General features: G+C 67.8%; 25 protein-coding genes. 6 read left to right on the forward strand and 19 right to left on the reverse strand.

All coding sequences use genetic code 11. From position 1 onward, the window contains the following. The first annotated feature begins 336 nt into the window (after positions 1–336). A complete protein-coding gene (locus tag AC5Y3Z_RS04205; RefSeq protein ID WP_463825907.1) occupies positions 337–645 on the forward strand; it encodes a WhiB family transcriptional regulator in 309 nt (102 codons plus the stop codon). Positions 646–874: 229 nt separating this feature from the next. Here the strand turns inward: AC5Y3Z_RS04205 and AC5Y3Z_RS04210 are convergent, their stop codons facing one another. Further along, positions 875–1,822: an oxygenase MpaB family protein gene (locus tag AC5Y3Z_RS04210; protein ID WP_473139774.1), complete on the reverse strand. Its 948-nt coding sequence runs from the start codon at positions 1,820–1,822 to the stop codon at positions 875–877. Between the two features lie 139 nt (positions 1,823–1,961). On the opposite strand from AC5Y3Z_RS04210, the gene AC5Y3Z_RS04215 reads away from it, so the two are divergent. Then, positions 1,962–2,543 carry a TetR/AcrR family transcriptional regulator gene (locus AC5Y3Z_RS04215; RefSeq protein WP_463825992.1) on the forward strand — a complete coding sequence of 194 codons (582 nt, stop codon included), beginning with the start codon at positions 1,962–1,964 and terminating at the stop codon, positions 2,541–2,543. A gap of 23 nt (positions 2,544–2,566) precedes the next feature. After that, positions 2,567–3,079 carry a hypothetical protein gene (locus AC5Y3Z_RS04220; protein ID WP_473139775.1) on the forward strand — a complete coding sequence of 171 codons (513 nt, stop codon included), beginning with the start codon at positions 2,567–2,569 and terminating at the stop codon, positions 3,077–3,079. On the opposite strand, the gene AC5Y3Z_RS04225 is transcribed toward AC5Y3Z_RS04220, so the two are convergent. The 13 genes from AC5Y3Z_RS04225 to glmS all read right to left on the reverse strand — a co-directional run bounded on the left by AC5Y3Z_RS04225 (position 3,061) and on the right by glmS (position 17,029). Beyond that, positions 3,061–4,572, reverse strand: a complete 1,512-nt coding sequence (locus tag AC5Y3Z_RS04225; protein ID WP_473139776.1) for an adenylate/guanylate cyclase domain-containing protein — start codon at positions 4,570–4,572, stop codon at positions 3,061–3,063. The two genes, AC5Y3Z_RS04220 and AC5Y3Z_RS04225, sit on opposite strands and share 19 nt — an antisense overlap. Before the next feature lie 88 nt (positions 4,573–4,660). Continuing rightward, the gene (gene groL, locus AC5Y3Z_RS04230) at positions 4,661–6,283 is read right to left on the reverse strand and encodes a chaperonin GroEL (RefSeq protein WP_463825903.1); all 1,623 of its coding nucleotides are present in this window, start codon (positions 6,281–6,283) and stop codon (positions 4,661–4,663) included. A gap of 139 nt (positions 6,284–6,422) precedes the next feature. Then, positions 6,423–6,725, reverse strand: a complete 303-nt coding sequence (gene groES / locus AC5Y3Z_RS04235; protein WP_085250279.1) for a co-chaperone GroES — start codon at positions 6,723–6,725, stop codon at positions 6,423–6,425. 253 nt (positions 6,726–6,978) lie between these two features. After that, entirely contained in the window at positions 6,979–8,004 is a 1,026-nt protein-coding gene (tsaD, locus tag AC5Y3Z_RS04240) for a tRNA (adenosine(37)-N6)-threonylcarbamoyltransferase complex transferase subunit TsaD (protein WP_473139777.1), read from the reverse strand. Beyond that, positions 8,001–8,459: a ribosomal protein S18-alanine N-acetyltransferase gene (gene rimI / locus AC5Y3Z_RS04245; protein WP_473139778.1), complete on the reverse strand. Its 459-nt coding sequence runs from the start codon at positions 8,457–8,459 to the stop codon at positions 8,001–8,003. The genes tsaD and rimI overlap by 4 nt, the downstream gene beginning before the upstream one ends. Continuing rightward, complete coding sequence (gene tsaB, locus AC5Y3Z_RS04250; protein ID WP_463825900.1) at positions 8,456–9,076, reverse strand: tRNA (adenosine(37)-N6)-threonylcarbamoyltransferase complex dimerization subunit type 1 TsaB; 621 nt, start codon at positions 9,074–9,076, stop codon at positions 8,456–8,458. The genes rimI and tsaB overlap by 4 nt, the downstream gene beginning before the upstream one ends. Then, positions 9,073–9,489: a tRNA (adenosine(37)-N6)-threonylcarbamoyltransferase complex ATPase subunit type 1 TsaE gene (tsaE, locus tag AC5Y3Z_RS04255; RefSeq protein WP_473139804.1), complete on the reverse strand. Its 417-nt coding sequence runs from the start codon at positions 9,487–9,489 to the stop codon at positions 9,073–9,075. Before tsaE ends, tsaB begins: the two co-directional genes overlap by 4 nt. A gap of 41 nt (positions 9,490–9,530) precedes the next feature. Further along, the gene (gene alr, locus AC5Y3Z_RS04260; protein WP_473139779.1) at positions 9,531–10,688 is read right to left on the reverse strand and encodes an alanine racemase; all 1,158 of its coding nucleotides are present in this window, start codon (positions 10,686–10,688) and stop codon (positions 9,531–9,533) included. A gap of 28 nt (positions 10,689–10,716) precedes the next feature. After that, positions 10,717–12,096 carry a glutamate decarboxylase gene (gene gad / locus AC5Y3Z_RS04265; protein ID WP_463825898.1) on the reverse strand — a complete coding sequence of 460 codons (1,380 nt, stop codon included), beginning with the start codon at positions 12,094–12,096 and terminating at the stop codon, positions 10,717–10,719. Between the two features lie 21 nt (positions 12,097–12,117). Continuing rightward, positions 12,118–13,536 carry an NAD(P)H-hydrate dehydratase gene (locus AC5Y3Z_RS04270; RefSeq protein WP_473139780.1) on the reverse strand — a complete coding sequence of 473 codons (1,419 nt, stop codon included), beginning with the start codon at positions 13,534–13,536 and terminating at the stop codon, positions 12,118–12,120. 9 nt (positions 13,537–13,545) lie between these two features. Continuing rightward, positions 13,546–14,295, reverse strand: coding sequence for a rhomboid-like protein (locus tag AC5Y3Z_RS04275; protein WP_473139781.1), 750 nt, complete (start codon positions 14,293–14,295; stop codon positions 13,546–13,548). A gap of 13 nt (positions 14,296–14,308) precedes the next feature. Next, positions 14,309–15,145, reverse strand: coding sequence for a DUF4436 domain-containing protein (locus AC5Y3Z_RS04280; protein WP_473139782.1), 837 nt, complete (start codon positions 15,143–15,145; stop codon positions 14,309–14,311). Positions 15,146–15,160: 15 nt separating this feature from the next. Further along, complete coding sequence (gene glmS, locus AC5Y3Z_RS04285) at positions 15,161–17,029, reverse strand: glutamine--fructose-6-phosphate transaminase (isomerizing) (RefSeq protein WP_463825894.1); 1,869 nt, start codon at positions 17,027–17,029, stop codon at positions 15,161–15,163. A 140-nt stretch (positions 17,030–17,169) separates the two neighbouring features. On the opposite strand from glmS, the gene AC5Y3Z_RS04290 reads away from it, so the two are divergent. The 3 genes from AC5Y3Z_RS04290 to AC5Y3Z_RS04300 are packed head-to-tail and all read left to right on the forward strand — an operon-like array spanning position 17,170 to position 19,405. Continuing rightward, positions 17,170–18,009: a dienelactone hydrolase family protein gene (locus AC5Y3Z_RS04290; protein WP_473139783.1), complete on the forward strand. Its 840-nt coding sequence runs from the start codon at positions 17,170–17,172 to the stop codon at positions 18,007–18,009. Positions 18,010–18,014: 5 nt separating this feature from the next. Continuing rightward, positions 18,015–18,362: a nuclear transport factor 2 family protein gene (locus AC5Y3Z_RS04295; RefSeq protein ID WP_473139784.1), complete on the forward strand. Its 348-nt coding sequence runs from the start codon at positions 18,015–18,017 to the stop codon at positions 18,360–18,362. Beyond that, positions 18,362–19,405 carry an LLM class F420-dependent oxidoreductase gene (locus AC5Y3Z_RS04300; RefSeq protein ID WP_463825891.1) on the forward strand — a complete coding sequence of 348 codons (1,044 nt, stop codon included), beginning with the start codon at positions 18,362–18,364 and terminating at the stop codon, positions 19,403–19,405. The genes AC5Y3Z_RS04295 and AC5Y3Z_RS04300 overlap by 1 nt, the downstream gene beginning before the upstream one ends. Positions 19,406–19,409: 4 nt before the next feature. Here the strand turns inward: AC5Y3Z_RS04300 and AC5Y3Z_RS04305 are convergent, their stop codons facing one another. The 5 genes from AC5Y3Z_RS04305 to rplM form a co-directional block, all read right to left on the reverse strand. Then, positions 19,410–20,714: a hypothetical protein gene (locus tag AC5Y3Z_RS04305; protein WP_473139785.1), complete on the reverse strand. Its 1,305-nt coding sequence runs from the start codon at positions 20,712–20,714 to the stop codon at positions 19,410–19,412. A gap of 2 nt (positions 20,715–20,716) precedes the next feature. Continuing rightward, positions 20,717–21,004 carry a type VII secretion target gene (locus AC5Y3Z_RS04310; protein WP_473139786.1) on the reverse strand — a complete coding sequence of 96 codons (288 nt, stop codon included), beginning with the start codon at positions 21,002–21,004 and terminating at the stop codon, positions 20,717–20,719. Positions 21,005–21,048: 44 nt separating this feature from the next. Further along, positions 21,049–22,386: a phosphoglucosamine mutase gene (gene glmM, locus AC5Y3Z_RS04315; protein WP_463825888.1), complete on the reverse strand. Its 1,338-nt coding sequence runs from the start codon at positions 22,384–22,386 to the stop codon at positions 21,049–21,051. Between the two features lie 130 nt (positions 22,387–22,516). Then, a complete protein-coding gene (gene rpsI / locus AC5Y3Z_RS04320) occupies positions 22,517–22,954 on the reverse strand; it encodes a 30S ribosomal protein S9 (RefSeq protein ID WP_463825990.1) in 438 nt (145 codons plus the stop codon). Positions 22,955–22,980: 26 nt separating this feature from the next. Continuing rightward, positions 22,981–23,424 (reverse strand): 50S ribosomal protein L13, encoded by a 444-nt coding sequence (gene rplM / locus AC5Y3Z_RS04325; RefSeq protein ID WP_463825887.1) that lies wholly within the window; start codon positions 23,422–23,424, stop codon positions 22,981–22,983. Positions 23,425–23,514: the final 90 nt, after the last annotated feature.

Below are 23,514 nucleotides of genomic sequence, written 5' to 3' on the forward strand. Positions count from 1 at the left end.
TGCGGGTTACCGGAATATTACTCAAACCCGGTTCTCTGCCAATTACGGGTCGGCCACGACGGCACGCTGAGCTGGGAAAATACGATACCGACCCGACCCGGTTAGCACATCTAGCCGTCGTCAATAGGTAGACAGATGAACGCGGAGTTAAATCTGCTTCTAAAGAGGCGTTTTTCGCCACATCCCGCGCCTATTGACGGAAATTCGATAGCCCACCTAGCGTCTACCCTGTTCGGTGTAGTCATCGGTGACGCCACTGCCAATTCAGTTGCACAACTCGCGCTATCCACGGGTCTGGCCCCGCTGAGACATGGGCCGTGCAGGAGGGAATCAGCAATGCCACAGCCGGAACAGCTACCCGGGCCCAACGCCGACATCTGGAACTGGCAACTGCAGGGATTGTGCCGCGGGGTCGACTCGTCGATGTTCTTCCACCCGGACGGCGAGCGGGGTCGCGCACGCATGCAGCGTGAGCAGCGCGCCAAGGAGATGTGCCGGCGTTGCCCGGTGATTGACGAGTGCCGCACCCACGCCCTGGACGTCGGCGAGCCCTACGGCGTGTGGGGTGGCCTCTCGGAGTCTGAGCGCGACATGCTGCTCAAGGGTTCGATCGGACGGGGACGCGGGATCCGCCGCACGGCCTGATCGCGGCCTATTCGCAGCAAGACGACGCAGGCCCGGGGTGCATTACGCCTCCGGGCCTGCGTTTTGCTCGCGGCCGGCCTGCGGCCGCTACCGCAGGGGCTCGCGGGCGCCCGCGTCAAAGTCCTTGAGCGCGGCAGACTTTCGCGCGAATGCCGCCAGTGCGGCAATCCCCGCCGCGGCAAGCGCTGCGACTCGCTTCACGCCGGCAGCCTATCGGGACCGGTCGGGGCTATCCGGTGGCGTCGGGGAGCTGGTACGCGAACGACTTCTGCTGACGTTGCTTCATCTTCTCCAGGCACTGGTGGTGCTTGCGGGCGTGATACGCCAGCGGGAAATAGGTGAGCCGGTCGGGCAGCACACGGTAGGCGGTGCGGATCGCGGTGTAACGCCGCGAGAGCTGGCGCTCCTCCTTCGCACTCCAGGTGACGCCGAGCTTCTCGCGCAGCCGAGGATCCAGCAACCCCACGATCGAGAGGTAGTTGAGCCGGATCGCAGGCAGCACCGACGCTCTTGCCAAGGGAGCCAACGCTTTCGGGAAGGCCGGCGGCAGGTCGACCTTGCCGGCCTGCAGATCGTGCATCAACTGCAGCGCCTGCGGCGTGCCCTGCAGCGTGTCGATCATCGCCTCGAAATAGTCGGTCATCTCCTGTTGCGTCTCGGGATAACCCCGCATCGGCACGTGCAGCAGGCGGGCCAGCCGGCGGTTGTCGCGCAGCAATTCCTGCTTCTCCGCGTCAGTGAATTCCCGGCCGATCAGCAGCCGGCCGGCCTGAGCATTGACGATGTAACCCGTGGCAATCACCCACTGGTAGGCCTCGGGGTTCAGCGCGCTGATCTGCTTACCGGTTGTCGCGCTCTTCATCGTGATCGGCTGGTGCATGGCGCGCACCCGGTCACCCTCGGCCCTGGCCTCGGTGCCGCCGTAGGTCCAGCGCAGCACCGAGTCGACGGAGCGAATCGCGCGTCCGCCCGGGTCACCGTGGAACGCAGCCGAGTATCGGCCGGTGATTTCGGCGATCACCGGATGCATGGCCTGCATCATGAACGCGGCGCCCTCGAGAATGAGGAACGTCCACCGCCCGGTGTGCTCGGCAGTCAGCGAGTCCGGCGGGACGAGCTCGATTTCCCCTGAATCTCCGGCATGCTGTTGGACGACCTGTTCCGTCACGGCAGTCATAAGTTCCCCCTTGTCAAGTCCCACAACAACGCTAATATGACCGTCAGGTCGCATTCAAGTCGCGTAAGGACTGCTCGTGAGCGCTACAAAGCCGAGTTCAGCGCGTCGCAAGGCGCCACAACAGCTGCGCTCCCGCGAGATGGTCGCAAAAATAGTGTCGGCCACGGCGTCGCTGCTGCGCGTCCACGCACCCGAACAGATCACCACCAATCTGATCGCCGACCAGGCCGGGGTCAGCAAGGGATCGATCTATCAGTACTTCGAGAACAAAGAACAGATAATCAACGCGGCGATCGAACAGCTGGTTGGCGAGCAGTCACCCGCGATCGAGGCCATGCTCCGGGCGATCACGCTCGATCAGCCGGAATCGGCAATGGAGTCCTCGATCGACATCCTGATCGACTTCACCATCGCCAACCGCCGGTTGATCCGCTACCTCGCCGAACGTCCCGATCACGTCCGCACCTTCGACAACGTTTCCGGGCTCAACGCCACGCTGCTCGCGATGTCCACGCTGCACATGAATCATTACCGCAGCCAATACCGGGACGAGTTGAGTCCGAGTGCGTTGGCCTGGCTTTTCTTCAACATGGCGGTTGCGACCACGCTGCGCTACATCGAGTCCGACGACCCGATCCGATTGGAGGAATTGCGGGCCGGATTGAAGTTCGCCTCCACCGGATTGCTGGTCGGCGGGCGGGATAAGACGATGAGCACCTGAGCCCGTCAAGAAAGGACCCTTCAATGCCGAACGTCCACGTCCGAATGCTGGCCGCGATCTCCGCCGCCGCGACCGTCCTGCTGCCGGGCGGGCTTGACGTCGCCCGTGCACACGCTGCCCCGCTGCCGGAATTCTGCGTGCCGCCCAGCGTCGTCGACAACGTGTGCACCGCCCGACTCGTGTCGGTCACGGCCGATGCCGGCAACGGAACCATCACCGGAACACCGGTCGGGGGCGGAGCGGTGATTACCCTTGCAGGACAGGCGGATGCCTACCACAAGTCGGCGGGCTTCGGAGGTGCGCGACCGGCCGCCGTGCAGCAGTGGGACGATGCGATCGACAGGGTGGCGAACCTCAGCGTCGACCCCTCCGACCCCAACTGGTATGCCAACGCCAAGGCCAAGGCGTTCCTGCCCAGAACCCTGAACGATCTGGCCGGTCAGTTTCCGCCGAACACCTTGATGGTCCGGTTCGCCCCGGATGACGCCCAGCCCGGCGCGTTCCACCTGTTGTTCATTCAGCCGACGCCGCGGTAGAGCCCGAAAATCTTGATAGTGGTTGATTTTCCCTTCACCGCGTGCGATCCGCGGTCGGTCAGTTCGGGCGGTCGCGAAGTCAGGGCCTCGGCGGTCTGACCGGTGAGAAGGATTGCGTCGCCGGTGATTTTAGTGAGTTGTTCAACGCGAGCTGCGACATTGACGGTGTCACCGATCAGGGTGAATTCAAGTTTTCCGCCACCTCCGATGGTGCCGGCGATGACCTCGCCGGTGTTGATCCCGATGCCGATCCGTAGCTCGGCGCCGAACCGGTCGCCGACGAGATCCTGGATCAGCACCGCGGCGGAAACCGCCGCATCTGCATGATCGGCAAGATCGTTGGGGGCGTTGAAGACTGCCAACGCACCGTCGCCGAGGAACTTGTTGACGTGCCCGCCGGCGTCGACCACGGCGGGTACGACCAGTTCGAACAGTGCATTGAGTCGAATGACGGTGTCCTCGGCGGTATTCGCGTCGGCGAACGAGGTGAATTCGCGGATGTCGATGAACATCACCGTCACTTCGCGGCGCTCACCGGAGAAGACATCGTCGCCCTGCTCGAGCAGTCGCGCCGCAAGTGTGGGGTCTACGTAGGTGCCGAACGCACCCTGAAGTCGTTGACGCTCAGCCAATCCCGCTTGCATGTGATTGAACGACGCTGCCAGCGTGCCAAGGTCGTCGTCCTGCACCACTGGCAACCGCCGGCTGAAGTCGCCGGCTGCAACACGTTTGGTGCCGTCGGCGAGTTCTCCGATGGGCCGCAGTGACGGAGCGAAAGCGGCGCCCACCGTCAACGGCACTCCGATGCCGAGCATCAACGCGCAACCGACCCCGACCCACAGCAGCGGCGGTTGGTGCGCTCCGTCGAATATCGCTGTCAGCATTGCGCTTTCGATCGCGAACGCCAGTGCCACGCCGAGCATGGATATCTGCGACCAGGTGGCGAAGGTCGGCCGGGAACGCGGCAGCGAGTCGCCGATGCCGGTGCCACCGATCAGGGCGACACGTACCGGTCGCATCACCGCCACTACCAGACTGTGCACGCCGATCAACTGGCACGGACCCTGAATGGTGGCGCCCACGATCGCATACTGAACCAGTCTGGACGGACTGGCTCCGGCGACGGTTCCCACCGTCGCCGACATCGCTGCGGCCAGAATCGCATTGACGATCACCCACCGCAGTGGCGCTTTGCGGCCCCAGTCGTAGGTGGCCTGCAACGTTGCAGCGCGATCGATTTCGGATCCGGCGGCTTGGCGCTCGACATCCCGCCAGATGCCCCGGCCGGGTGGACCCAGCAGGCAGACCAGGATGAGCACGGCGATCACGGTGAGTCCGGCCGCTTCCAGGTACCGGGTGGACTTCTCGAAGGCCACGATGACAAAGGCCAGCAGCAGGTAGATCGGGAGAGCCAGCGCCACAACCAATCCGGCCAGCACCCATGAGTACCGTGCGCCGTGACGGTCCCACGCCGCCTGCAGGATGCGGTCCATTGCGCGAGACTAGACGGCCCGGCGCGCACGAGAAGACGCAAAGGCTCCCGCACGCTCAGCGTGTCGGGAGCTTTTGCGTCTGTTCGCGCTAGTGGTGGTGTCCGTGGCCGTGGCCGTGGCCGTCGTCGGCGGCCTCGGCCGGCTTCTCGACGACCGCGGTCTCGGTGGACAGCACCATCCGGGCCACCGAGGACGCGTTGAGTACCGCCGAGCGGGTCACCTTGACCGGGTCGACGATGCCGTCGGCCGCGAGATCGCCGTAGGTGCGGCTCGCGGCGTTCAGGCCCTGCCCGTTGGGCAGCTCGCTGACCTTGTTGACCGCGACCGCGCCATCGAGCCCGGCATTGGTGGCGATCCAGAACAGCGGGGCGGCCAGCGCCTGGGAGAACACGTCGACACCCAGTTTCTCGTCATCGCTGAGCTCGTCGCGCAGCGAGGAGAGCACGTGGCGGGCCTGGATCAGCGCCGAGCCACCGCCGGCGACGATGCCTTCTTCGACAGCGGCCTTGGCCGCGGCCACCGCGTCCTCGACGCTTTCCTTGCGCTCCTTCAGAGCCGTCTCGGTGGCTGCACCGACCTTGATCACCGCCACGCCGCCGGCCAGCTTGGCCAGCCGCTCCTGCAGCTTCTCCCGGTCCCAATCGGAGTCGCTGGCCTCGATCTCGGCCCGCAGGTGCTTGATGCGGTTGGCGACCGCGTCCTTGGTTCCGCCGCCGTCGACGATGACGGTGTCGTCTTTGTTGACCACCACGCGCCGCGCGGTGCCCAGCACGTCGAGGCCGACCTCGCGCAGCAGCAGACCGGTGTCGGGGTTGACCACCTCGCCGCCGGTCACGATCGCCAGGTCCTGCAGGAAGGCCTTGCGACGGTCGCCGAAGTACGGCGCCTTGACCGCGACCGCCTTGAGCGTCTTGCGGATGGAGTTGACCACCAGTGTGGCCAGCGCCTCACCCTCGACGTCCTCGGCGATGATCACCAGCGGCTTGCCCGCTTCGGCGACCTTCTCCAGCACCGGCAGCAGGTCGGGCAGCGAGCTGATCTTGTCCTGGTGCAACAGGATCAGCGGGTCGTCCAGCACGGCTTCCTGGGAGTCGAAGTCGGTGACGAAGTAGGCCGACAGGAAACCCTTGTCGAAGCCCACGCCCTCGGTGAACTCCAGCTCGGTGTTCAGCGTGGAGGATTCCTCGACGCTGACGACGCCGTCGGCGCCGACCTTGGTCATCGCCTCGCCGACCAACTCGCCGAGCTGCTCGTCGCGCGACGAGACGGTCGCCACCTGAGCGATGGCGTCCTTGCCGGACACCGGGGTGGCCGCGGCCAGCAACGCCTCGGAGACCGCGTCGGCGGCCTTGGAGATGCCCGACCCCAGCGCTATCGGGTTGGCACCGGCGGCAACCAGGCGCAGGCCGCCTTTGACCAGCGCCTGAGCCAGCACGGTCGCGGTGGTGGTGCCGTCGCCGGCGACGTCGTTGGTCTTGGTGGCCACCGACTTCACCAACTGGGCGCCCAGGTTTTCGAACGGGTCTTCCAGGTCAATCTCGCGGGCGACGGTGACGCCGTCGTTGGTCACCTGCGGCCCGCCGAAGGCTTTGGCCAGCACCACGTGGCGGCCGCCGGGGCCCAACGTGACCTTGACCGCGTCGGCGAGCTTGTTCACGCCCGCCTCCATGGCGCGACGCGCGGTCGCGTCGTACTCAATGATCTTGCTCATCAGGCTCCTTCCGCCCGGCGACGATGCGGGCCGCGAGGCCTGCTGAGGGAGCCGGGCAAGTCAAACTGCGTAACGCGTGCCGCCCCGGAAATCGCCCGTGCGAAACAGCACAGCGATCGCCGGGGCGGGACACGGTGTCTTACTTGGAAACGACAGCCAGCACGTCGCGTGCCGACAGGATGAGGTACTCCTCGCCGCCGTACTTGATCTCGGTGCCGCCGTACTTGCTGTAAATCACGGTGTCACCCTCGGAGACGTCGAGCGGGATCCGCTTTTCGCCGTCCTCGTCCCACCGGCCGGGGCCGACTGCGACGACGGTGCCCTCTTGGGGCTTCTCCTTGGCGGTGTCAGGAATGACCAGACCGGACGCGGTCGTGGTCTCGGCCTCGTTGGCCTGTACGAGAATCTTGTCCTCGAGTGGCTTGATGTTGACCTTCGCCACGATTGGAGCCTCCACTATTCGAATCGGGTCCGGGACTCGTCGCCCCGGCCAGAGTTGGCGGTCGGTCCGGGGGGTGCCCGAACCGTCCGAATTACCAGGTGAAACGGCCTTCGTCCGTTGTCCATGCGCCGTCGTCGCGGGTGCCGACACAAGGGCTGTCCGACTGCCGCCTAGCACTCTATACGCGAGAGTGCTAGCACTCAAGGGCACCCCGGTGCTTCTTGCCGATCGGCGTGTCCGCGCTGAGCGAACATCAGCCGACCTGACCCTGGACCACCGGCAACCCCGGGTCACTGGCTGCGTCCAGCGGCGAAGGTAACGCACCCGCGGCCACCAGATGCGCGGCGAAGGAGGCGATCATCGCCCCGTTGTCGGTACACAACCGTGGGCGCGGGATCCGCAGCGTCAGACCAGCGGCCGCGCAACGCCGGGTGGCCAGCTCGCGCAGCCGCGAGTTGGCCGCCACGCCCCCGGCGATCAGCAGCGTCGACACGCCCAGCTCGCCGGCCGCCCGCACCGCCTTAAGGGTCAACACGTCGGCCACCGCTTCCTGAAATCCCGCGGCCACATCCGCGGCGACGAAGTCGGGAGTGCTCTCCACGTAGCGGGCGACGGCCGTCTTGAGACCAGAGAAGCTGAACGCATAGGGATCGTCACGCGGGCCGGTCATGCCGCGCGGAAACACCACCGCGGCCGGGTCCCCGGCGCGGGCCAGCTCGTCGAGCGCCCGGCCGCCCGGATAACCCAGCCCCAGCAGCCGCGCCACTTTGTCGTAGGCCTCACCCGCGGCGTCGTCGACGGTGCTGCCCAACTCGACGATGGGTTCGCCGAGCGAACGCACGTGCAGCAGGTGGGTGTGCCCCCCGGACACCAGCAGGGCCACTGACTCGGGCAGCGGACCGTGCTCGTAGACATCAGCGGCCAGGTGCCCGCCCAGGTGGTTGACGGCGTAGAAAGGCACCCCCCACGCGGCCGAATACGCTTTGGCCGCAGCAACTCCCACCAGCAGCGCACCCGCCAGCCCGGGACCGATGGTGGCCGCGACGATGTCGGGTTTGCGCACCCCCGCGGTGGCCAGTGCGCGGCGCATCGCCGGCCCGAGAGCTTCCAGATGCGCGCGGGATGCGATCTCGGGAACCACCCCGCCGAACCGCACGTGCTCGTCGACGCTGGAGGCGACCTCGTCGGCCAGCAGGTCCACCGTGCCGTCGGGGTGCAGTCGGGCGATCCCCACACCCGTTTCGTCGCAGGAGGTTTCGATGGCCAGAATGACTGTCACCGGGCGTCTCTCCGCATCGTGTAGGCATCGGCACCGCTGACCCGGTAGTAGCGCTTGCGCACGCCGATCTGGTGGAATCCCGCGCTGCGATACAACTCGAGCGCCGCCTCGTTGTCGGTGCGGACCTCCAGATAGACCACCCCGCCGTCGGCGTAGTCCAGCAGGTCGTCGAGCAACCTGCGCCCGATCCCGCGCCCCTGATAAGCCGGGTCCACGCCGATGGTGTGCACTTCGTACTCGAACGGGCGCACCCGGCCCAGCCGGGTGATCCCGGCATAGCCGACCAGCGTGTCGCCGCTGCGCGCGGCGACATAGTGGTTGGTCTTGCTGGCCAGTTCCCGCTCGAACGCGACGGCCGGCCATGGGTCGTCGCCGTCGAACAGCAGCGCCTCCAGTTCGGCACAGCGGCGGGCGTCGGCGCGGACCAACGGTCCCAGCACGATGTCGGCGATCATCCGCGGGCCGCCAACGGCTTGGCGTCGGGGCGGCGCAGGTACAGGGCCACCAGCGGCGCAGGTTCGGCGGACCAGTCGTCGACGGCGCGCGCCAGCCCGGCCGGCGACGGGTAGACGGGCTCGATCACCGGTAACCCGAACAGCGCCGCGTGCTCCGGTGAGCCGGCAACCGCACGCGCCGGGCCGGGCGCCACGTCAGCGGGCGCGGCGACGTCCGGTCCGTCGGTACGCACCCCGTCGCGGTACCGCGCCCAGTAGACCTCGCGCCGGCGGGCATCGGTGACCACCAGCGTCTCGCCCGTCGTCAACGTGCCGATCGCGTCCAGACTGCACACCCCGTGCACCGGGATGTCCAGCGCGTGGCCGTAGGCGGCGGCGGTGGCCATCCCGGCCCGCAACCCGGTGAACGGCCCGGGCCCGCAGCCCACCACCACCGCAGCCAGGTCCCCCATGGTCAGGCCCGTATCATTAAGTGCTGCAACGACATTGGGTGTCAGGCGTTCGGCGTGCGCGCGGGGGTCGACGGTGACCCGCTCGGCCAGCGTGACGAGGCCGTCCACGCGGACCACTCCGGCGGTGACCGCGGGGGTGGAGGTGTCCAGAGTCAGGACGATCATGTGCGGACCCACTCCCAGGTCGCGATCCGCACGTCGGAATGGGTGATGCGCTCCAGCCGGATGTCGAGGTGACGCTCGGCCAGCCGTTCCACCAGCCCCTCACCCCACTCCACCACCACGACGGCATCCTCGAGATCGGTGTCGAGGTCCAGTGAATCGAGCTCCGCGAGCAGGTCGGCACCCGGGGTGTCCAGCAGCCGGTAGACGTCCACGTGGATCATCGCCGGCTTGCCCGCCGTCCGCGCCGGGTGTACCCGCGCCAGCACGAAGGTCGGCGAGGTCACCGGACCGTCGACGTCCAGCACCTCGGCAATTCCCTTGGCCAGCACCGTTTTTCCAGCACCCAACGGCCCGGAGAGCACCACCACGTCACCGGCCCGCAGCGCTGCACCGAGCCGGGACCCCAGCGCCATGGTGTCTTCGGGCCGCTCCAAGGTGGCGGTGCCGGAAGAAGTCAAGCTGCCGCCTCGCGGTAGCTGCGGATGATGCGTCCCCGGATGCCGGTGACCACCTCGTAATGGATGGTGCCGACCAGGTCGGCCCAGTCCTGCGCGGTGGGCTCGCCGTCGGCGCCGGGTCCGAAGACGATCGCCTCGTCGCCTTCGGTGACATCGGGCCGGCCCGGGCCGAGGTCGACGACGAACTGGTCCATGCAGATCCGTCCGACCCCGGGTCGACGACGCCCGTTGATCGACACCTCCAGGCGATTGCCCAGCGACCGGATCACCCCGTCGGCGTAGCCGATCGGCAGCAGCGCGAGGTTGGTGTCACGCGGCGCTATCCAGGTGTGCCCGTAGGACACGCCCTCCCCCGCCTTGACCGACTTCACCAGCGCCACCGGGCATTTCACTGTCATCGCCGGGACCAGGCCCAGGTCGCCCAGCGCCGGCACCGGGCTCAGGCCGTACACCGCGATACCCGGTCGCACCAGGTCGAACGCCAGGTCGGGTCGGACCATCGTTGCCGACGAGTTCGACAGGTGCGCCACCTCGAAGTGCACCCGTTGCTCGCGGGCGTAGGCCAGCATGTCGCGGAACCGCTGCGCCTGCACGTCGTTGATCGCCTCATCGGGGGCGTCGGCGTACACCAGGTGCGACATCAGCCCCCGCGCCCGGATCTGCTCGTCGGCCACGGCCTGGCGCAACGCGGTCAGCAGCGCCGGATATTCGGCCGGGGCCACGCCGTTGCGGTTCAGTCCGGTGTCCACCTTGACGGTGACGGTGGCCGGCGTACCGGTGCGGCGCACCGCGTCGAGCAGTCTCGCGAATTGGGCCGCCGAGGACACCGCGATCTCCACGTCAGCGGCCAGCGCCGGCCCGAAATCGAGGCCGGGCGGATGCAGCCACGCCAGAATCGGTCCGGCGACGCCGTCGGCGCGCAGCGCCAGCGCCTCGTCGACGGTGGCGACGCCGAGTTCGGTGGCTCCGGCAGCCTGCGCGGCATACGCGACCCGGGTGGCGCCATGGCCATAACCGTCGGCTTTGACGACCGCCATGACCTGCGCGTTACCCGCATGCTCGCGTAACACTGCCACGTTGTGCTGGATGGCACCCAGGTCGACGACGGCCTCGGCGAGGAGACCCGGCGTCAGGGAGGTCGGAGATGCGGCCACGGGCGCCATTGTCCCAAACGTGCGATCCCTAGTGCGCGAAGTGCTCGGCCTCGTAGTGCCCGCCCGGCTTGAGCTTGTCCAGATTGCCCAGCGCGGTGACGGCGTCGTCGTGCAGGGAGCGTGCCAGGTCGGCGGACAGCCCCTCCCGTACCACGATGCGCAGCACGGACACGTTGGTGGCGTTGTCCGGCATCGTGTAGGCCGGCACCTGCCAGCCGAACGTGCGCAGCTCGTGCGAGACGTCGAACTCGGTGTAGCCGCGGTCCTTGGCCAGCCGGAACGCAACGACCGGGATCGCCGTGCCGTCGGAGATCAGCTCGGCGTGTTCCCCGACCCGCAGCTGCTCACCCAGCCAGCGGGCCGTCGCCGACAACGACTGCATGACTTTGGTGTATCCGTCGCGACCCAGCCGCAGGAAGTTGTAGTACTGGCCGACCACCTGATTGCCCGGCCGGGAGAAGTTCAGCGTGAACGTCGGCATGTCGCCGCCGAGATAATTCACCCGGAACACCAGGTCCTCCGGCAGGTGCTCGGCGCTGCGCCACACCACGAACCCGATGCCGGGATAGGTCAGGCCGTATTTGTGGCCGCTGACATTGATCGAGACCACTCTGGGCAGCCGGAAATCCCACTTCAGCTCGGGATGCAGGAAGGGCACCACGAAGCCGCCACTGGCGGCGTCCACGTGCACCGGCACGTCCACACCACCACCGGCGGCCAGCTTGTCCAGCGCCGCACAGATCTCCGCGACCGGCTCCAACTCCCCGGTGTAGGTGGTGCCCAGGATCGCGACCACCCCGATGGTGTCCTCGTCGACGGCGTCGATCACCTGCTCCGGGGTGATGACGTAGCGCCCCTCCTCCATCGGCAGATAACGCGGCTCGACGTCGAAGTAGCGACAGAACTTCTCCCACACCACCTGCACGTTGGAACCCATCACCAGGTTCGGGGTGCGCTTGCGCCAGTCCTTGCCGACCTTGGCCCGCCACCGCCATTTCAAGGCCAGCCCACCCAGCATCACCGCCTCGCTGGACCCGATGGTGGACACCCCGACCGCGCTGTTGGGGTCGTCATCGCGCAGGTTGTCGGCGTGGAACAGGTCGGCGACCATGCACACGCAACGCTGCTCGATGGCTGCCGTCGCCGGATATTCGTCCTTGTCGATCATGTTCTTGTCGAAGGTCTCGGCCATCAGCTTGCCGGCCTCGGGATCCATCCAGGTGGTGACGAAGGTGGCCAGGTTCAGCCGCGAGCTGCCGTCGAGCATCAGCTCGTCGTGGATGAAGCGGTAGGCGGCCTCGGGGTCCATCGACTCCTCGGGCAACCGCAGCGCCGGCACCGGCGCGGTGAACAGCCGGCCGGTGTAGGCCGGAGCGATCGAATGGGCAGGCACGGGCGGATGGGGCACGGCGGGACCTTTCGTCGGGTACTACAGGGAGGCCAGCGCGGCCCGGATGTGATGCAGAATTCGCGACGCCGACGTGGGTGCGTCACCCGGTCCCGGGTCGCCGGCCGACAGCGCCGCCGCCCGGGTGTGCACGAAAGCCCCGGCCGCGGCTGCCTCGGCCGGTGCCAATCCCGACGCCAGCAGCGCCCCGATGATCCCGGACAGCACGTCACCGGATCCGGCGGTGGCCGCCCAGGACTCCCCGGCCGGGTTCAGGTAAACCTGACCGCCGGGGTCCGCGATGACGGTGACGTTGCCTTTGAGCAGCACGGTGGCGCCGAACGCGTCGGCGAGTTTGCGCACCGCACCCACCCGGTCCTCGCCCGGGGGCGCCCCGGCCAACCGGGCGAACTCGCCGGCGTGTGGGGTCAGCACCGTCGGGGCTGTGCGGTTGGCCACCAGGTCGGGGTGGGCGGCCAGCATGGTCAGCCCGTCGGCGTCCACCAGCACCGGCAGGTCGGTATCGAGTGCGAACCACAACGCCCCGGCCGCCTCCGGTTCGGAGGTGCCCAGACCCGGCCCGACCACCCACGCCTGCACCCGTCCGGCGGCGGCGGGGGTGGAGGTGGCGATCACCTCCGGCCAGTGCGCGAGCACCTCGTGATTGGCGCTGCCGGCGTAACGGACCATGCCCGAGGTGGCGGCGACGGCCGCACCTGTGCAGAGCACGGCGGCACCCGGATAGGTGGCGGACCCGGCCATGATGCCGGTGACGCCTTGGCTGTACTTGTCGTCGCGGGCACCGGGAATGGGCCAGCGCGCAAGCACGTCGGTCGCCTCGAAACCCCGCACGTCGGTGTCGGGCAGGTCGAGTCCGATGTCGATCAGGGCGACGCGGCCGCAGTCGGCCAGCGCGTGCACCGGTTTGAGCCCGCCGAAGGTCACCGTGAGCGCGGCGTGCACGGCGGGTCCGGTGATCGCCCCGGTGGCCCCGTCGATGCCGCTGGGAATGTCGACGGCGACGACCGGGATCTGTGCGGCCTCGGCGAATACTCGCGCCGCATCCGGCCGCAACGCGCCCGAACCGGAGATGCCCACCACCCCGTCGATGACGAGATCGGTTGCAGCAGAGATATTTTCGACTATTCTGCCACCGGCTTTGCGGAACGCCGCCAGCCCATTGCGGTGGGTACGTTCGGGCTTGAGCAGCACCGCTTCGGCGGCTGCGCCGCGTCGCCGCAGGAAGGTCGCCGCCCACAGCGCGTCGCCCCCGTTGTCGCCGGAGCCGACGATCGCGCAGACGCGGCGACCGGCCACCCCGCCGGTGCGGGCCGTCAGTTCCCGGCTGATTTCGGTGGCCAGCCCATACGCGGCGCGCTTCATCAGAGCACCGTCAGGCAGGCTGGCCAGCAAGGGCGCTTCGGCCGCGCGGATCGCGTCAGCCGAATAGTAGTGCCGCACGCACCAAGGTTACGTTCGCGGGCGATCCGGGGATGCCGGCACCTCTTGTGCGCCCTCATTCGCCGCCTGGCGTCGCCGGAAGAATTCCCTGACCTGGGCCGGATCCCACGGGGCGCGTTTGCGTTCGCGGGCCATCGCGTAGAACGCCAGTCCGACCAGCAGCGCCGCGAAGTGGCCGATGGCGGTGAAACTGAGCTCGATGCGGTCCATCAGCAGCACCGGGAACCCGAAGATGAGCAGCAGCACGCTTAGATAACCCCAGCGCCAGGGCCGCGCGATCCGGTAGGTCAGCACACCCATCACACCGACCAGGAAGTAACTGACGCCGATATCGTGCGCACGCACCGACCGCTGCGAGGCCTCGTTCAGCTGGATCGCCAGATAGAGCAGACCTTCGCTGATGTACGTGGCCACGATGTGCGCGGTCAATCCCACTGTGAGCCAACGTAATTGACCTAGCCAACGCTCGGCCGGTGCCAGGAACAGGGTGAACAACAGCAGGTACGGTTCCAAGCTCCTGCCGTCGATCCAGAACAGACTGGAGAACAGCACGCCCAGCGGATCGGTGGCCAGGGCGTGGAGGTTGGTGTAGCGGTGCAGGAGTATGGAGTGCAGTTGGTGGCCGGTCAGCAGGTGTTGCACGATCGTGGTGACCGACAGCGCCATCAGCCAGCCGTAGGTCAGCGGCGCGCTGATCACGTAGTGCCACACCACGCGAACCAGTGCGCGCAGCCGCACCGAGGCCGACTTTGATGCCATGCCCCAACCTTAGTTACTGATCGAAGTCCGGCGCGGTGTGTCGCCACCAGCACGACACGTACAGCGTCATCGAGAACACCAGGATCACGATCACCCAGAGCACCACGGTGACGTCGACCCAGGCGCCGAAGGGGGGCGAGTCGGGCAGCGCGTTGCGCAGTGGTATCACCGCGAAAAGCATTGCGGCGAACCAGGTCGTCATCGGGGGTTGGAATTTTCGTCGGTCACGCGCGGTGGCGACCGACACGAACAGCGCGATGCCGGCCAGCGCGACCAGCACCCCCAGCAGGGCCACGGCCAGTGCCACGGTGCTCGGTGAGCGCTGCACCTGCACCCGGTACGGCGCGAACAGATCGCCGGTCCTGCCGCCCGGGGCCTGCACCTGCCAGCCGGGTAGACGATCGACGAAGCTCACCGACACCCGTTCCGGAATCTGCTCGGTGCCGCGGAACAGGTCGACCGAGATCGGACCCGAGTGGTAGCTGTCGAAAGGCCAGTCCGACACGTCGCCGTTGATGTTCAGCGACACCGGAACGACGCCGGGTTGCGTGCCTTTGGGCCAGGACCGCGTGGTGGGTGTGGCCGCCGACGTGACCGCGACGCTGAGATCCTCCTTCAGGTTGCCGGCGCGGTCCAGCAGCGCGGCTCCGGGCGCAACGGTCAGGTTGGCGGTCAACACGTTGCGGTAGGGCGCGATGCCTTCGACATCCATCGTCACCGTTGTCCCGTCGCCGGCCGGCGCTGCGCTGGTGACGGGATGCGGCGGCCCCATGCCGGTGACGGCATACAACGTCACCAGGCCGAGGTATGCGGCGACGAAGACCGCCACACCGGCGATGCCCCATCTCATCAGCAGCCGGCCCGGTTATTCGACGGTGACAGATTTCGCGAGATTGCGTGGCTTGTCCACGTCGTAGCCCCGCGCCTGGGCCACCGACGCCGCGAACACCTGCAGCGGGATCGTCGACAACAGTGGTTGCAAAAGCGTAGACACCGCGGGGATTTCGATCAGGTGGTCGGCGTAGGGCCGTACCGTCTCGTCACCTTCCTCGGCGATCACGATGGTCACCGCTCCGCGGGCCTGGATCTCGCGGATGTTGGACAGCAGCTTGGCGTGCAGCGTGGCCGACCCTTTCGGTGACGGCATCACCACGATGACCGGTAGGTCGTCCTCGATCAACGCGATCGGGCCGTGCTTGAGCTCGCCGGCCGCGAAGCCCTCGGCGTGCATGTAGGCCAGTTCCTTGAGCTTGAGTGCGCCTTCCAGCGCCACCGGGTAGCCGACGTGCCGGCCGAGGAACAACACCGTCGACGATTGCGCGAACCGGTGGGCCAGCGCGGAGACCGGCGCGGTGGCCGCGATCACCCGGGCCACCAGATTCGGCATCGCCTCGAGTTCGTGGTACTCGCGCTCGACCTCGTCCGGGTATTTGGTGCCCCGGGCCTGCGCCAGCGCCAGGCCGACCAGGTAGTTGGCGGTGACCTGCGCTAGGAAGGTCTTGGTGGAGGCGACGCCGATCTCCGGGCCGGCGCGGGTGTAGAGCACCGCGTCGCATTCCCGCGGGATCTGCGAGCCGTTGGTGTTGCAGACCGCCAGCACCTTGGCCTTCTGCTCCTTGGCGTGGCGGACGGCTTCCAGCGTGTCGGCGGTCTCACCGGACTGCGAGATCGCCACCACCAGCGTGCTGCGGTCCAGCACCGGGTCCCGGTACCGGAACTCGCTGGCCAGTTCCACCTCCACCGGCAACCTGGTCCAGTGCTCGATCGCATATTTCGCGAGCAGACCGGAGTGATAGGCGGTGCCGCAGGCGACCACGAACACCTTGTCGACCTCGCGCAGCTCCTGGTCGGACAGGCGCTGCTCGTCCAGCACGATCCGGTTGTCCACGAAATGCCCGAGCAGGGTGTCGGCTACCGCGGTGGGCTGCTCGGCGATCTCCTTGAGCATGAAGTACTCGTAGCCACCCTTTTCGGCGGCGGCCAGGTCCCAGTCGATGTGAAACTCGCGGGCGTTCGCGGTGTCGTCGTGACCGTAGAAGTCGAGGATCTGGTAGCCGTTCGTGGTGATCACCACGGCCTGGTCCTGACCCAGCTCGACGGCCTGGCGGGTGTGTTCGATGAATGCCGCCACATCCGATCCCACGAACATCTCGCCGTCGCCGATCCCGACCACCAGTGGGGTGGAGCGGCGGGCCGCCACGATGGTTCCGGGGTCGTCGGCGTTGGCGAACACCAGGGTGAAGTGGCCTTCGAGCCGGCGCAGCACCGACAGCACCGACGCGACGAAATCGCCGGCGGTCTCGCCGTGGTGAAAGGCGCGAGCCACCAGGTGCACCGCGACCTCGCTGTCGGTGTCGCTGGCGAATTCGACCCCGGCGGTTTCCAGTTCCTGGCGCAGTGAGGCGAAGTTCTCGATGATGCCGTTATGCACGACGGCGATGCGGCCGGCGGCGTCCCGGTGCGGGTGCGCGTTGCGGTCGGTGGGGCGGCCGTGGGTGGCCCACCGGGTGTGGCCCAGGCCGGCGGTGCCGCCCAGCTCGTCCGGTGCCATCCCGGCGATGGCGGCTTCCAGATTGGCCAGCTGACCGGCACGCCGGCGAACGGTGAGCTGGCCCTTGCCGTCCACCAGCGCGATGCCCGAGGAGTCGTATCCGCGGTACTCCATCCGGCGCAGTGCATTCATCACGACGTCGCAGGCAGGACCCTGCCCGACGTAACCGACGATTCCGCACATTCTGAACAGGGTAGTGCAGACCCGCCCACCGGGCCGTCGGCGCGGACCTGACCTGCGCCGATCTCACCGCAGAATTAACGCCCGGACTTCCCCGCCCAGCCCAGTGGACCAATCCGCCGACGCACGGCTAACGTCGACGGGTGGCCCGCACCCGCAAGCTATTCGCCGCTCTCAGCCGCCGTGGTCCGCACCGCGTATTGCGCGGTGACCTGGCTTTTGCCGGGCTGCCCGGGGTGGTCTACACCCCGGAGACCGGGTTGAACCTGGCCGGCATCGCCTTCGGCCACGACTGGCTCACCGGCAGCGCCAACTATTCGGGTCTGCTGGAACATCTGGCGTCGTGGGGCATCGTGTGCGGCGCGCCGGACACCCAGCGCGGCCTGGTGCCGTCGGTGATGAACTTGGCGTTCGACCTCGGTGTCGCGCTCGACATCATCTCCGGGGTGCGGTTGGGGCCGGGCAAGATCAGTGTCCACCCGACCAAGCTCGGTCTGGTGGGGCACGGTCTCGGGGCATCGGCCGCGGTGTTCGCCGCGGCCGGCCTGCCCACCAAACCCGCCGCGGTGGCGGCGCTGTTCCCCACGGTGACCGCGCCTGCCGCCGAGCAGCCGGCGGCCGGTCTGGACGTGCCGGGTCTGATCCTGGCCGCCCCGGACGACCCCACAACTCTGAATTCCAACGCTCTGGCGTTGTCCCAGGTGTGGGACGCTGCCACGCTACGCATCGTCAGCAAGTCCGACCCCGGCGGCGTGGTCGAGGGTCGGCGGCTGGCAAAGGCCGTCGGACTGCCCGGCTCGGATCGCAAGACCCAGCGCACAGTGCGGGCGCTGCTGACCGGCTACCTGTTGCACACGCTGACCGGCGACAAGACCTATCGCGACTTCGCCGACCCCGAGGTGCAGCTGCCCAAGACTCAGGAATTGGACCCCGAATCGCTGGACGTCACGTCCGAGGACAAGATCGCCGCACTATTGAAATGAGCACTATGCCAACTCCACATGACCTTTACCAGCGGTGGATCGGCGAGTTGTGGGCCGGCCAACCGGTAGCTGCCGACATCGTCTCCGACGACCTCGTGGGCCACTGGCCGGACCGGGAGATCCACGGACCGGCGGAGCTCGAAGCGATCGTCGGCGAGACCCGAAACATGTTGGCCGACTTGGCCTTCACCATCGAATTGGGTCCGCTGCGCGACGGGGATTTCGTGGCCGGCCGTTGGGTAGGCAGGGGCAGCGGGCCCGACGGTCCCGTCACGTTCACCGGCAACGACATCCTCAGACTCGCACCCGACGGGCAACGGTTCGAAGAGTACTGGACGGGTACGTCGGGCTGATGCGGATCGGCGTCGCCCTGGACTACAGCGGCGGTTTCCGCGACGGCGTGGACCGGGTGGTCGCCCTGGAGAAGGCCGGCATCGACATCGCGATGGTGGCCGAAGCGTACGCGTTCGACGCGATCAGTCAGCTGGGATATCTGGCGGCCAAAACCGAAACCGTCGAACTCGCCTCGGGCGTGCTTCCCATCTTCATCCGCACGCCCACCCTGTTGGCGATGACCGCCGCCGGACTGGACTATGTGTCCGACGGCCGATTCCACCTCGGCATCGGCACCTCCGGTCCGCAGGTGATCGAGGGATTCCACGGCGTCGAGTTCGACTCCCCGCTGGGCCGCACCCGCGAGGTAGTTGAGATCTGCCGGCAGGTGTGGCGCCGGGAGCGGGTGCAGCACGCCGGCAGGCACTACCAGATCCCGCTGCCGGCAGATCGCGGAACGGGGCTGGGAAAAGCCCTGCACTTGATCAATCATCCAGTGCGGGAACGTATTCCGATATCCATTGCGGCTCTGGGACCGAAGAACGTGGAGCTCACCGCGGAGATCGCCGACGGCTGGCAGCCGGTATTCTTCTATCCGGAACGGGCCGCCGAAGTGTGGGGCGCTTCGCTGGCGGCCGGCAACGCCAAACGCGATCCGGCGTTGGGCCCGCTGGATGTCATGGTCAGCACGTCGCTGGCGATCGGCGACGACGTCGACGACCGGCTGGCGTGGACCAAACCGCAGCTGGCTCTGTACATCGGCGGCATGGGTGCCAGGGGCCGCAACTTCTACCACAACCTGGCCACCCGGTACGGGTTCGGCGAGGTCGCCGACCGCATCCAGGAGTTGTACCTGGCCGGCCGCAAGCGTGCGGCGATCGACGCGGTGCCCGACGAGTTGGTCCGCGGGATCTCGCTGATCGGCCCGCGGGGATTCATCGCCGAGCGGTTGGCCGCCTTCGCTGCCGCCGGCGCGACCACGCTGCTGGTCCGACCGGTGACCGCGGATCCCGGTGAAGCGCTGCGCTATGTCGAAGAGCTGCTACAACTGCGTCCCTCCTGACTCGCTACTGCCCGGCCTGCGGCAGTTCGTTGGCGGCGATCTCGCAGGGCGTGGATCCGGACGTCGGCGCCTTCGGCGGTGGAGCGTTGGGGGGTGAATATGCCGGGGCGGGTTCGGCTGTTGGTAGCGGCTGGCTGGGTTGTGCCATCGGGGCAGGTTCGCCGACCGGCGGGTTGGCCGTCGCCTCCCCGAGGGTCTGCTTGCCGGGTTCCGGCGCCTCTGGGGCGTCGGTCTTGTCCTTGGTGTGCTTGTGGTCGGCGTCGCTGCCGGAATGGTCCTCCTCGTCGTCGAACCTGTGCTCTGGATCTGGCGGCTCACCCCCCAGCAGGCCGCCCATCTCCTGAATGATCCGGCTGGCGAGCCCGCCGAGTCTGCCCAGGCCGGCATCCCCGCCGAGTCCGCCGCCGCTTCCCAGACCCGCACCGCCCACGCCCAGCGGCGGGATCGAATCTGGTTGTGCTGGAATAGGATTCGGCGGTGATGCCGACTGCGTTGGCGCGCTTGCCGGTGCCGCGTACCCAGGCCCCCGGGCCGGCTCGACACTCGCGGGCGCCGTCAGGACGGTTGCCGGCTGCGCGCTGTGGGCGACCGGCCGCTGCGGCCGCGACGGCGGACTCGACGACGGCCCGAAATCGCCCGGAACCTCGAAATGTGCCGGCATCGCGGTGGCCAACCGGTCGGTGACCAGATCGAAGCATGCCGTTACCGCCGCCCGCGTCGACCGCATCGCCGCGACCCAGTCCTTGCCGATCACGGTGTCCACGTACGGCACGACCTGTTGGGTGATCACCTGCTGTGCGGCCGACTCACCGCCCGTGACCGCAGCGGCCGCCGCCAGCCAGGCGCGCCGCTGCGCCAGTGTGCGGTCGTCGATCGCGACGGCGGTGGCGACCTTCGCATCGACCAGTTGCCAGAGGTTGTCGCGCAACGACTCACAACGCTGGGCCGCTGCTCGGATCTCGGTTATCAGCGCGCCGGCGGTGTCGCAATGACGCTGCATGAACGCGACCGCCGCGTCGGCTCCCGGCCCCGTCCACGCTGTCGCCAGGGCGGTCACTTGGGCGCGCTGCTCGCGCAGGGCCTCGGTGAGCATCGCGTCCGCCGCCCGCAGCCGCGCGCAGTCGGCATCCAGCGCGTGCAGGTCGAGTCCGTCTTCGCTGTCGTACCAGTCGTGGATCTGAGTGGGGTGGGCGGTCAGCTCCGGATGCCGGTAGCCGACAACCTGGCTGGCGCGCACATAGGTCTGGGTGTGTTCGACGGCCGACCGTCCTTCGGCAAGGCGCCCGGCGACATCGAGCCGATCGGCCACAGTCAGGCGATCCGGGCCGCGGCGTACCGATCGGCGTCGAGGTAGCGCTCAGCACCCGAGCGCAGCGCGACGGCTATCTCCGTCGTTGCCCGCGACCACTGCGCAAGCTCCACGACCAGACGGTCCAGCGCAGCGCGCAACGCCTCGCCGCGGGCCGTGTGGGCTCTGCCGGCGCACGCACCTCCGAATGTCAACCGGGACAGATGATTTGCCGCCGCATTATCGATCAGTTCAGCCGCGGCAGTGATCCGCTCGGCGATCTGGCGCACCTCAGCGCTATCGAGTCTCATACTTACTTCGACGCCGCGGCGAGCGGCGCGGTTCCAGCAAAGTTTCAGCGGGCAGCGCTGACCGCGTCGGCCACCGTCGCGGCCAACCGCTGAGCGATCTCCTCATCGGCCGCCTCCACCATCACCCGGATCAGCGGCTCGGTTCCCGACGGACGCAACAGGATTCGCCCGGTGTCGCCGAGTTCGGCCTCGGCCTGCCGGACCGCTGTCTGTACCGTCGGTGCAGCCGCGGCGGTGGCCTTATCGGCGACCTCGACGTTGATCAGCACCTGCGGCAACGTCTGCATTGCCGACGCCAGGGCGGCCAGCGACGAGCCGGTCTGCACCATGCGCGTCATCAATCGCAGCCCGGTGACGATACCGTCGCCGGTGGAGCCCAGTGCCGGCATCACGATGTGGCCGGACTGCTCGCCGCCCAAGCTGTAATCGCCGGCCCGCAACTCTTCCAGGACGTAGCGGTCACCGACGCCGGTGGTGCGTACCGTCACCCCGGCCGCGCGCATCGCCAGGTGCAGCCCGAGGTTGCTCATCACCGTGGCCACCAAGGTGTCGGAGACCAGCTCACCGGCTTCTTTCATGGCCAGTGCCAGCACCACCATGATGGTGTCACCGTCGACGAGATCACCGTTGGCGTCCACGGCCAGGCAGCGGTCGGCGTCACCATCGTGGGCCAGGCCGAGGTCGGCGCGGTGTGCGGTGACAGCGGCGCGCAGCGATTCCAGGTGGGTGGACCCGCAGCCGTCGTTGATGTTCAGTCCGTTGGGGTCGGCATTGATCGCGATGACGCGGGCACCGGCCGCACGGTAGGCGCTGGGCGCCGCGGCGGAGGCCGCGCCGTGCGCACAGTCGACCACGACGGTCAGCCCGTCGAGCCGGCTGGTGCTGGCCTTCCCGACGTGGCGGAGGTAGCGGTCCACGGCATCCTGGGCGTCGACGACGCGCCCGATCCCCGCACCGACGGGTCGCAGCCCGGGTCCCGCGGCGACCAGGTTCTCGATCCGGTCTTCGGTCTCGTCGTCGAGCTTGTGGCCGCCTGGGCCGAAGATCTTGATGCCGTTGTCGGGCATCGGGTTGTGCGACGCCGAGATCATCACCCCGAAGTCGGCGTCGTAGGCGCCGGTCAGATAGGCCACCGCGGGGGTGGGAAGCACGCCGACGCGCAACGCGTCGACGCCCTCGCTGGTCAGGCCGGCGATGACAGCGGCTTCCAGCATTTCACCACTGGCCCTCGGGTCGCGCCCGATCACGGCTACCCGCCTGCCGGGGCCCGATGCGCTCGCCAGATGCCGCGCGGCGGCGGCGCCCAGCGCCAGTGCCAGTTCGGCGGTCAACTCGCGATTCGCGACTCCGCGGACGCCGTCAGTGCCGAATAATCGACCCATGCGGTCAAACCTCTCACAGTTGGCTCACCAGTGGTGAGCATGCACTCAATCACTGTTGGCTGCGAACGGGTGTCGTATGTCGGCGACACGCCGAGCGACACCCGCTCGCAGCCCAAAAAGTGATCGTCGATCAGCGCTTGCTGTACTGAGGCGCCTTGCGGGCCTTCTTCAGTCCGTACTTCTTGCGTTCGGTGGCACGGGGGTCACGGGTGAGGAAGCCGGCCTTCTTCAGGGACGGACGATCCTCCGGCGTGGCGATGATCAACGCGCGGGCAATGCCCAACCGCAGCGCGCCGGCCTGACCCGACGGGCCGCCGCCGTGCAGCAGTGCGTAGATGTCGTAGTTGTCCACCCGGTCCACGGTCACCAGCGGGGCCTTGATCAGCTGCTGGTGCACCTTGTTGGGGAAATAGTCCTCCAAGCTGCGGCCGTTGAGGTCGAACTTGCCGGTGCCAGGGACCAGGCGCACCCGCACCACAGCCTCCTTGCGGCGGCCGACGGTCTGGATCGGGCGTTCGAACACGAACGATTCGCCGGTGGCCGAACCCTCGACCGCGGCGTCGACCACCTCGGTGGTCTCGAAACTGGTTTCGGTCACTGCGCCACCTGCTTGATCTCGTACGGAACGGGCTGCTGAGCGGTGTGCGGGTGCTCCGGGCCCGCGTAGACGCGCAGCTTCTTCTGCACCTGGCGACTGAGCTTGTTCTTCGGCAGCATGCCGACGATCGCTTTCTCCACCACGCGGTCGGGGTGCTTCTGCAACAGCTCGCCGATGCTGCGCTTGCGCAGACCACCGGGGTAACCCGAGTGGCTGTAGGCCATCTTGCTCTGCAGTTTGTCGCCACTGATGGCGACCTTGTCGGCGTTTATGACGATGACGAAGTCACCACCATCGACGTTGGGCGCGAACGTCGGCTTGTGCTTGCCACGCAGCAGATTGGCTGCTGCGACAGCAAGGCGGCCAAGCACTACGTCCGTGGCGTCGATGACGTACCACGACCTGGTGGTGTCACCTGCCTTGGGCGCATAGGTAGGCACAGCGCTTACTCCTGTTTTCTCTGCGAGCCTGAGCTCGGGTTGGATCCCGGTGTGACCGGGGGCCGGTCCGGCGTGTGCGGGGATATGGTC

The sequence above is a fragment of the Mycobacterium sp. NGS61 genome, from assembly GCF_059812325.1.

Coding starts and splice junctions, on each gene's coding strand:
- AC5Y3Z_RS04205 (WP_463825907.1), top strand. CDS start 337: ATGCCACAGCCGGAACAGCTACCCGGGCCCAACGCCGACATCTGGAAC.
- AC5Y3Z_RS04210 (WP_473139774.1), bottom strand. CDS start 1,822: ATGACTGCCGTGACGGAACAGGTCGTCCAACAGCATGCCGGAGATTCA.
- AC5Y3Z_RS04215 (WP_463825992.1), top strand. CDS start 1,962: ATGGTCGCAAAAATAGTGTCGGCCACGGCGTCGCTGCTGCGCGTCCAC.
- AC5Y3Z_RS04220 (WP_473139775.1), top strand. CDS start 2,567: ATGCCGAACGTCCACGTCCGAATGCTGGCCGCGATCTCCGCCGCCGCG.
- AC5Y3Z_RS04225 (WP_473139776.1), bottom strand. CDS start 4,572: ATGGACCGCATCCTGCAGGCGGCGTGGGACCGTCACGGCGCACGGTAC.
- groL (WP_463825903.1), bottom strand. CDS start 6,283: ATGAGCAAGATCATTGAGTACGACGCGACCGCGCGTCGCGCCATGGAG.
- rimI (WP_473139778.1), bottom strand. CDS start 8,459: ATGATCGCCGACATCGTGCTGGGACCGTTGGTCCGCGCCGACGCCCGC.
- tsaB (WP_463825900.1), bottom strand. CDS start 9,076: ATGATCGTCCTGACTCTGGACACCTCCACCCCCGCGGTCACCGCCGGA.
- tsaE (WP_473139804.1), bottom strand. CDS start 9,489: ATGGCGCTGGGGTCCCGGCTCGGTGCAGCGCTGCGGGCCGGTGACGTG.
- AC5Y3Z_RS04275 (WP_473139781.1), bottom strand. CDS start 14,295: ATGGCATCAAAGTCGGCCTCGGTGCGGCTGCGCGCACTGGTTCGCGTG.
- AC5Y3Z_RS04280 (WP_473139782.1), bottom strand. CDS start 15,145: ATGAGATGGGGCATCGCCGGTGTGGCGGTCTTCGTCGCCGCATACCTC.
- glmS (WP_463825894.1), bottom strand. CDS start 17,029: ATGTGCGGAATCGTCGGTTACGTCGGGCAGGGTCCTGCCTGCGACGTC.
- AC5Y3Z_RS04295 (WP_473139784.1), top strand. CDS start 18,015: ATGCCAACTCCACATGACCTTTACCAGCGGTGGATCGGCGAGTTGTGG.
- AC5Y3Z_RS04300 (WP_463825891.1), top strand. CDS start 18,362: ATGCGGATCGGCGTCGCCCTGGACTACAGCGGCGGTTTCCGCGACGGC.
- AC5Y3Z_RS04310 (WP_473139786.1), bottom strand. CDS start 21,004: ATGAGACTCGATAGCGCTGAGGTGCGCCAGATCGCCGAGCGGATCACT.
- glmM (WP_463825888.1), bottom strand. CDS start 22,386: ATGGGTCGATTATTCGGCACTGACGGCGTCCGCGGAGTCGCGAATCGC.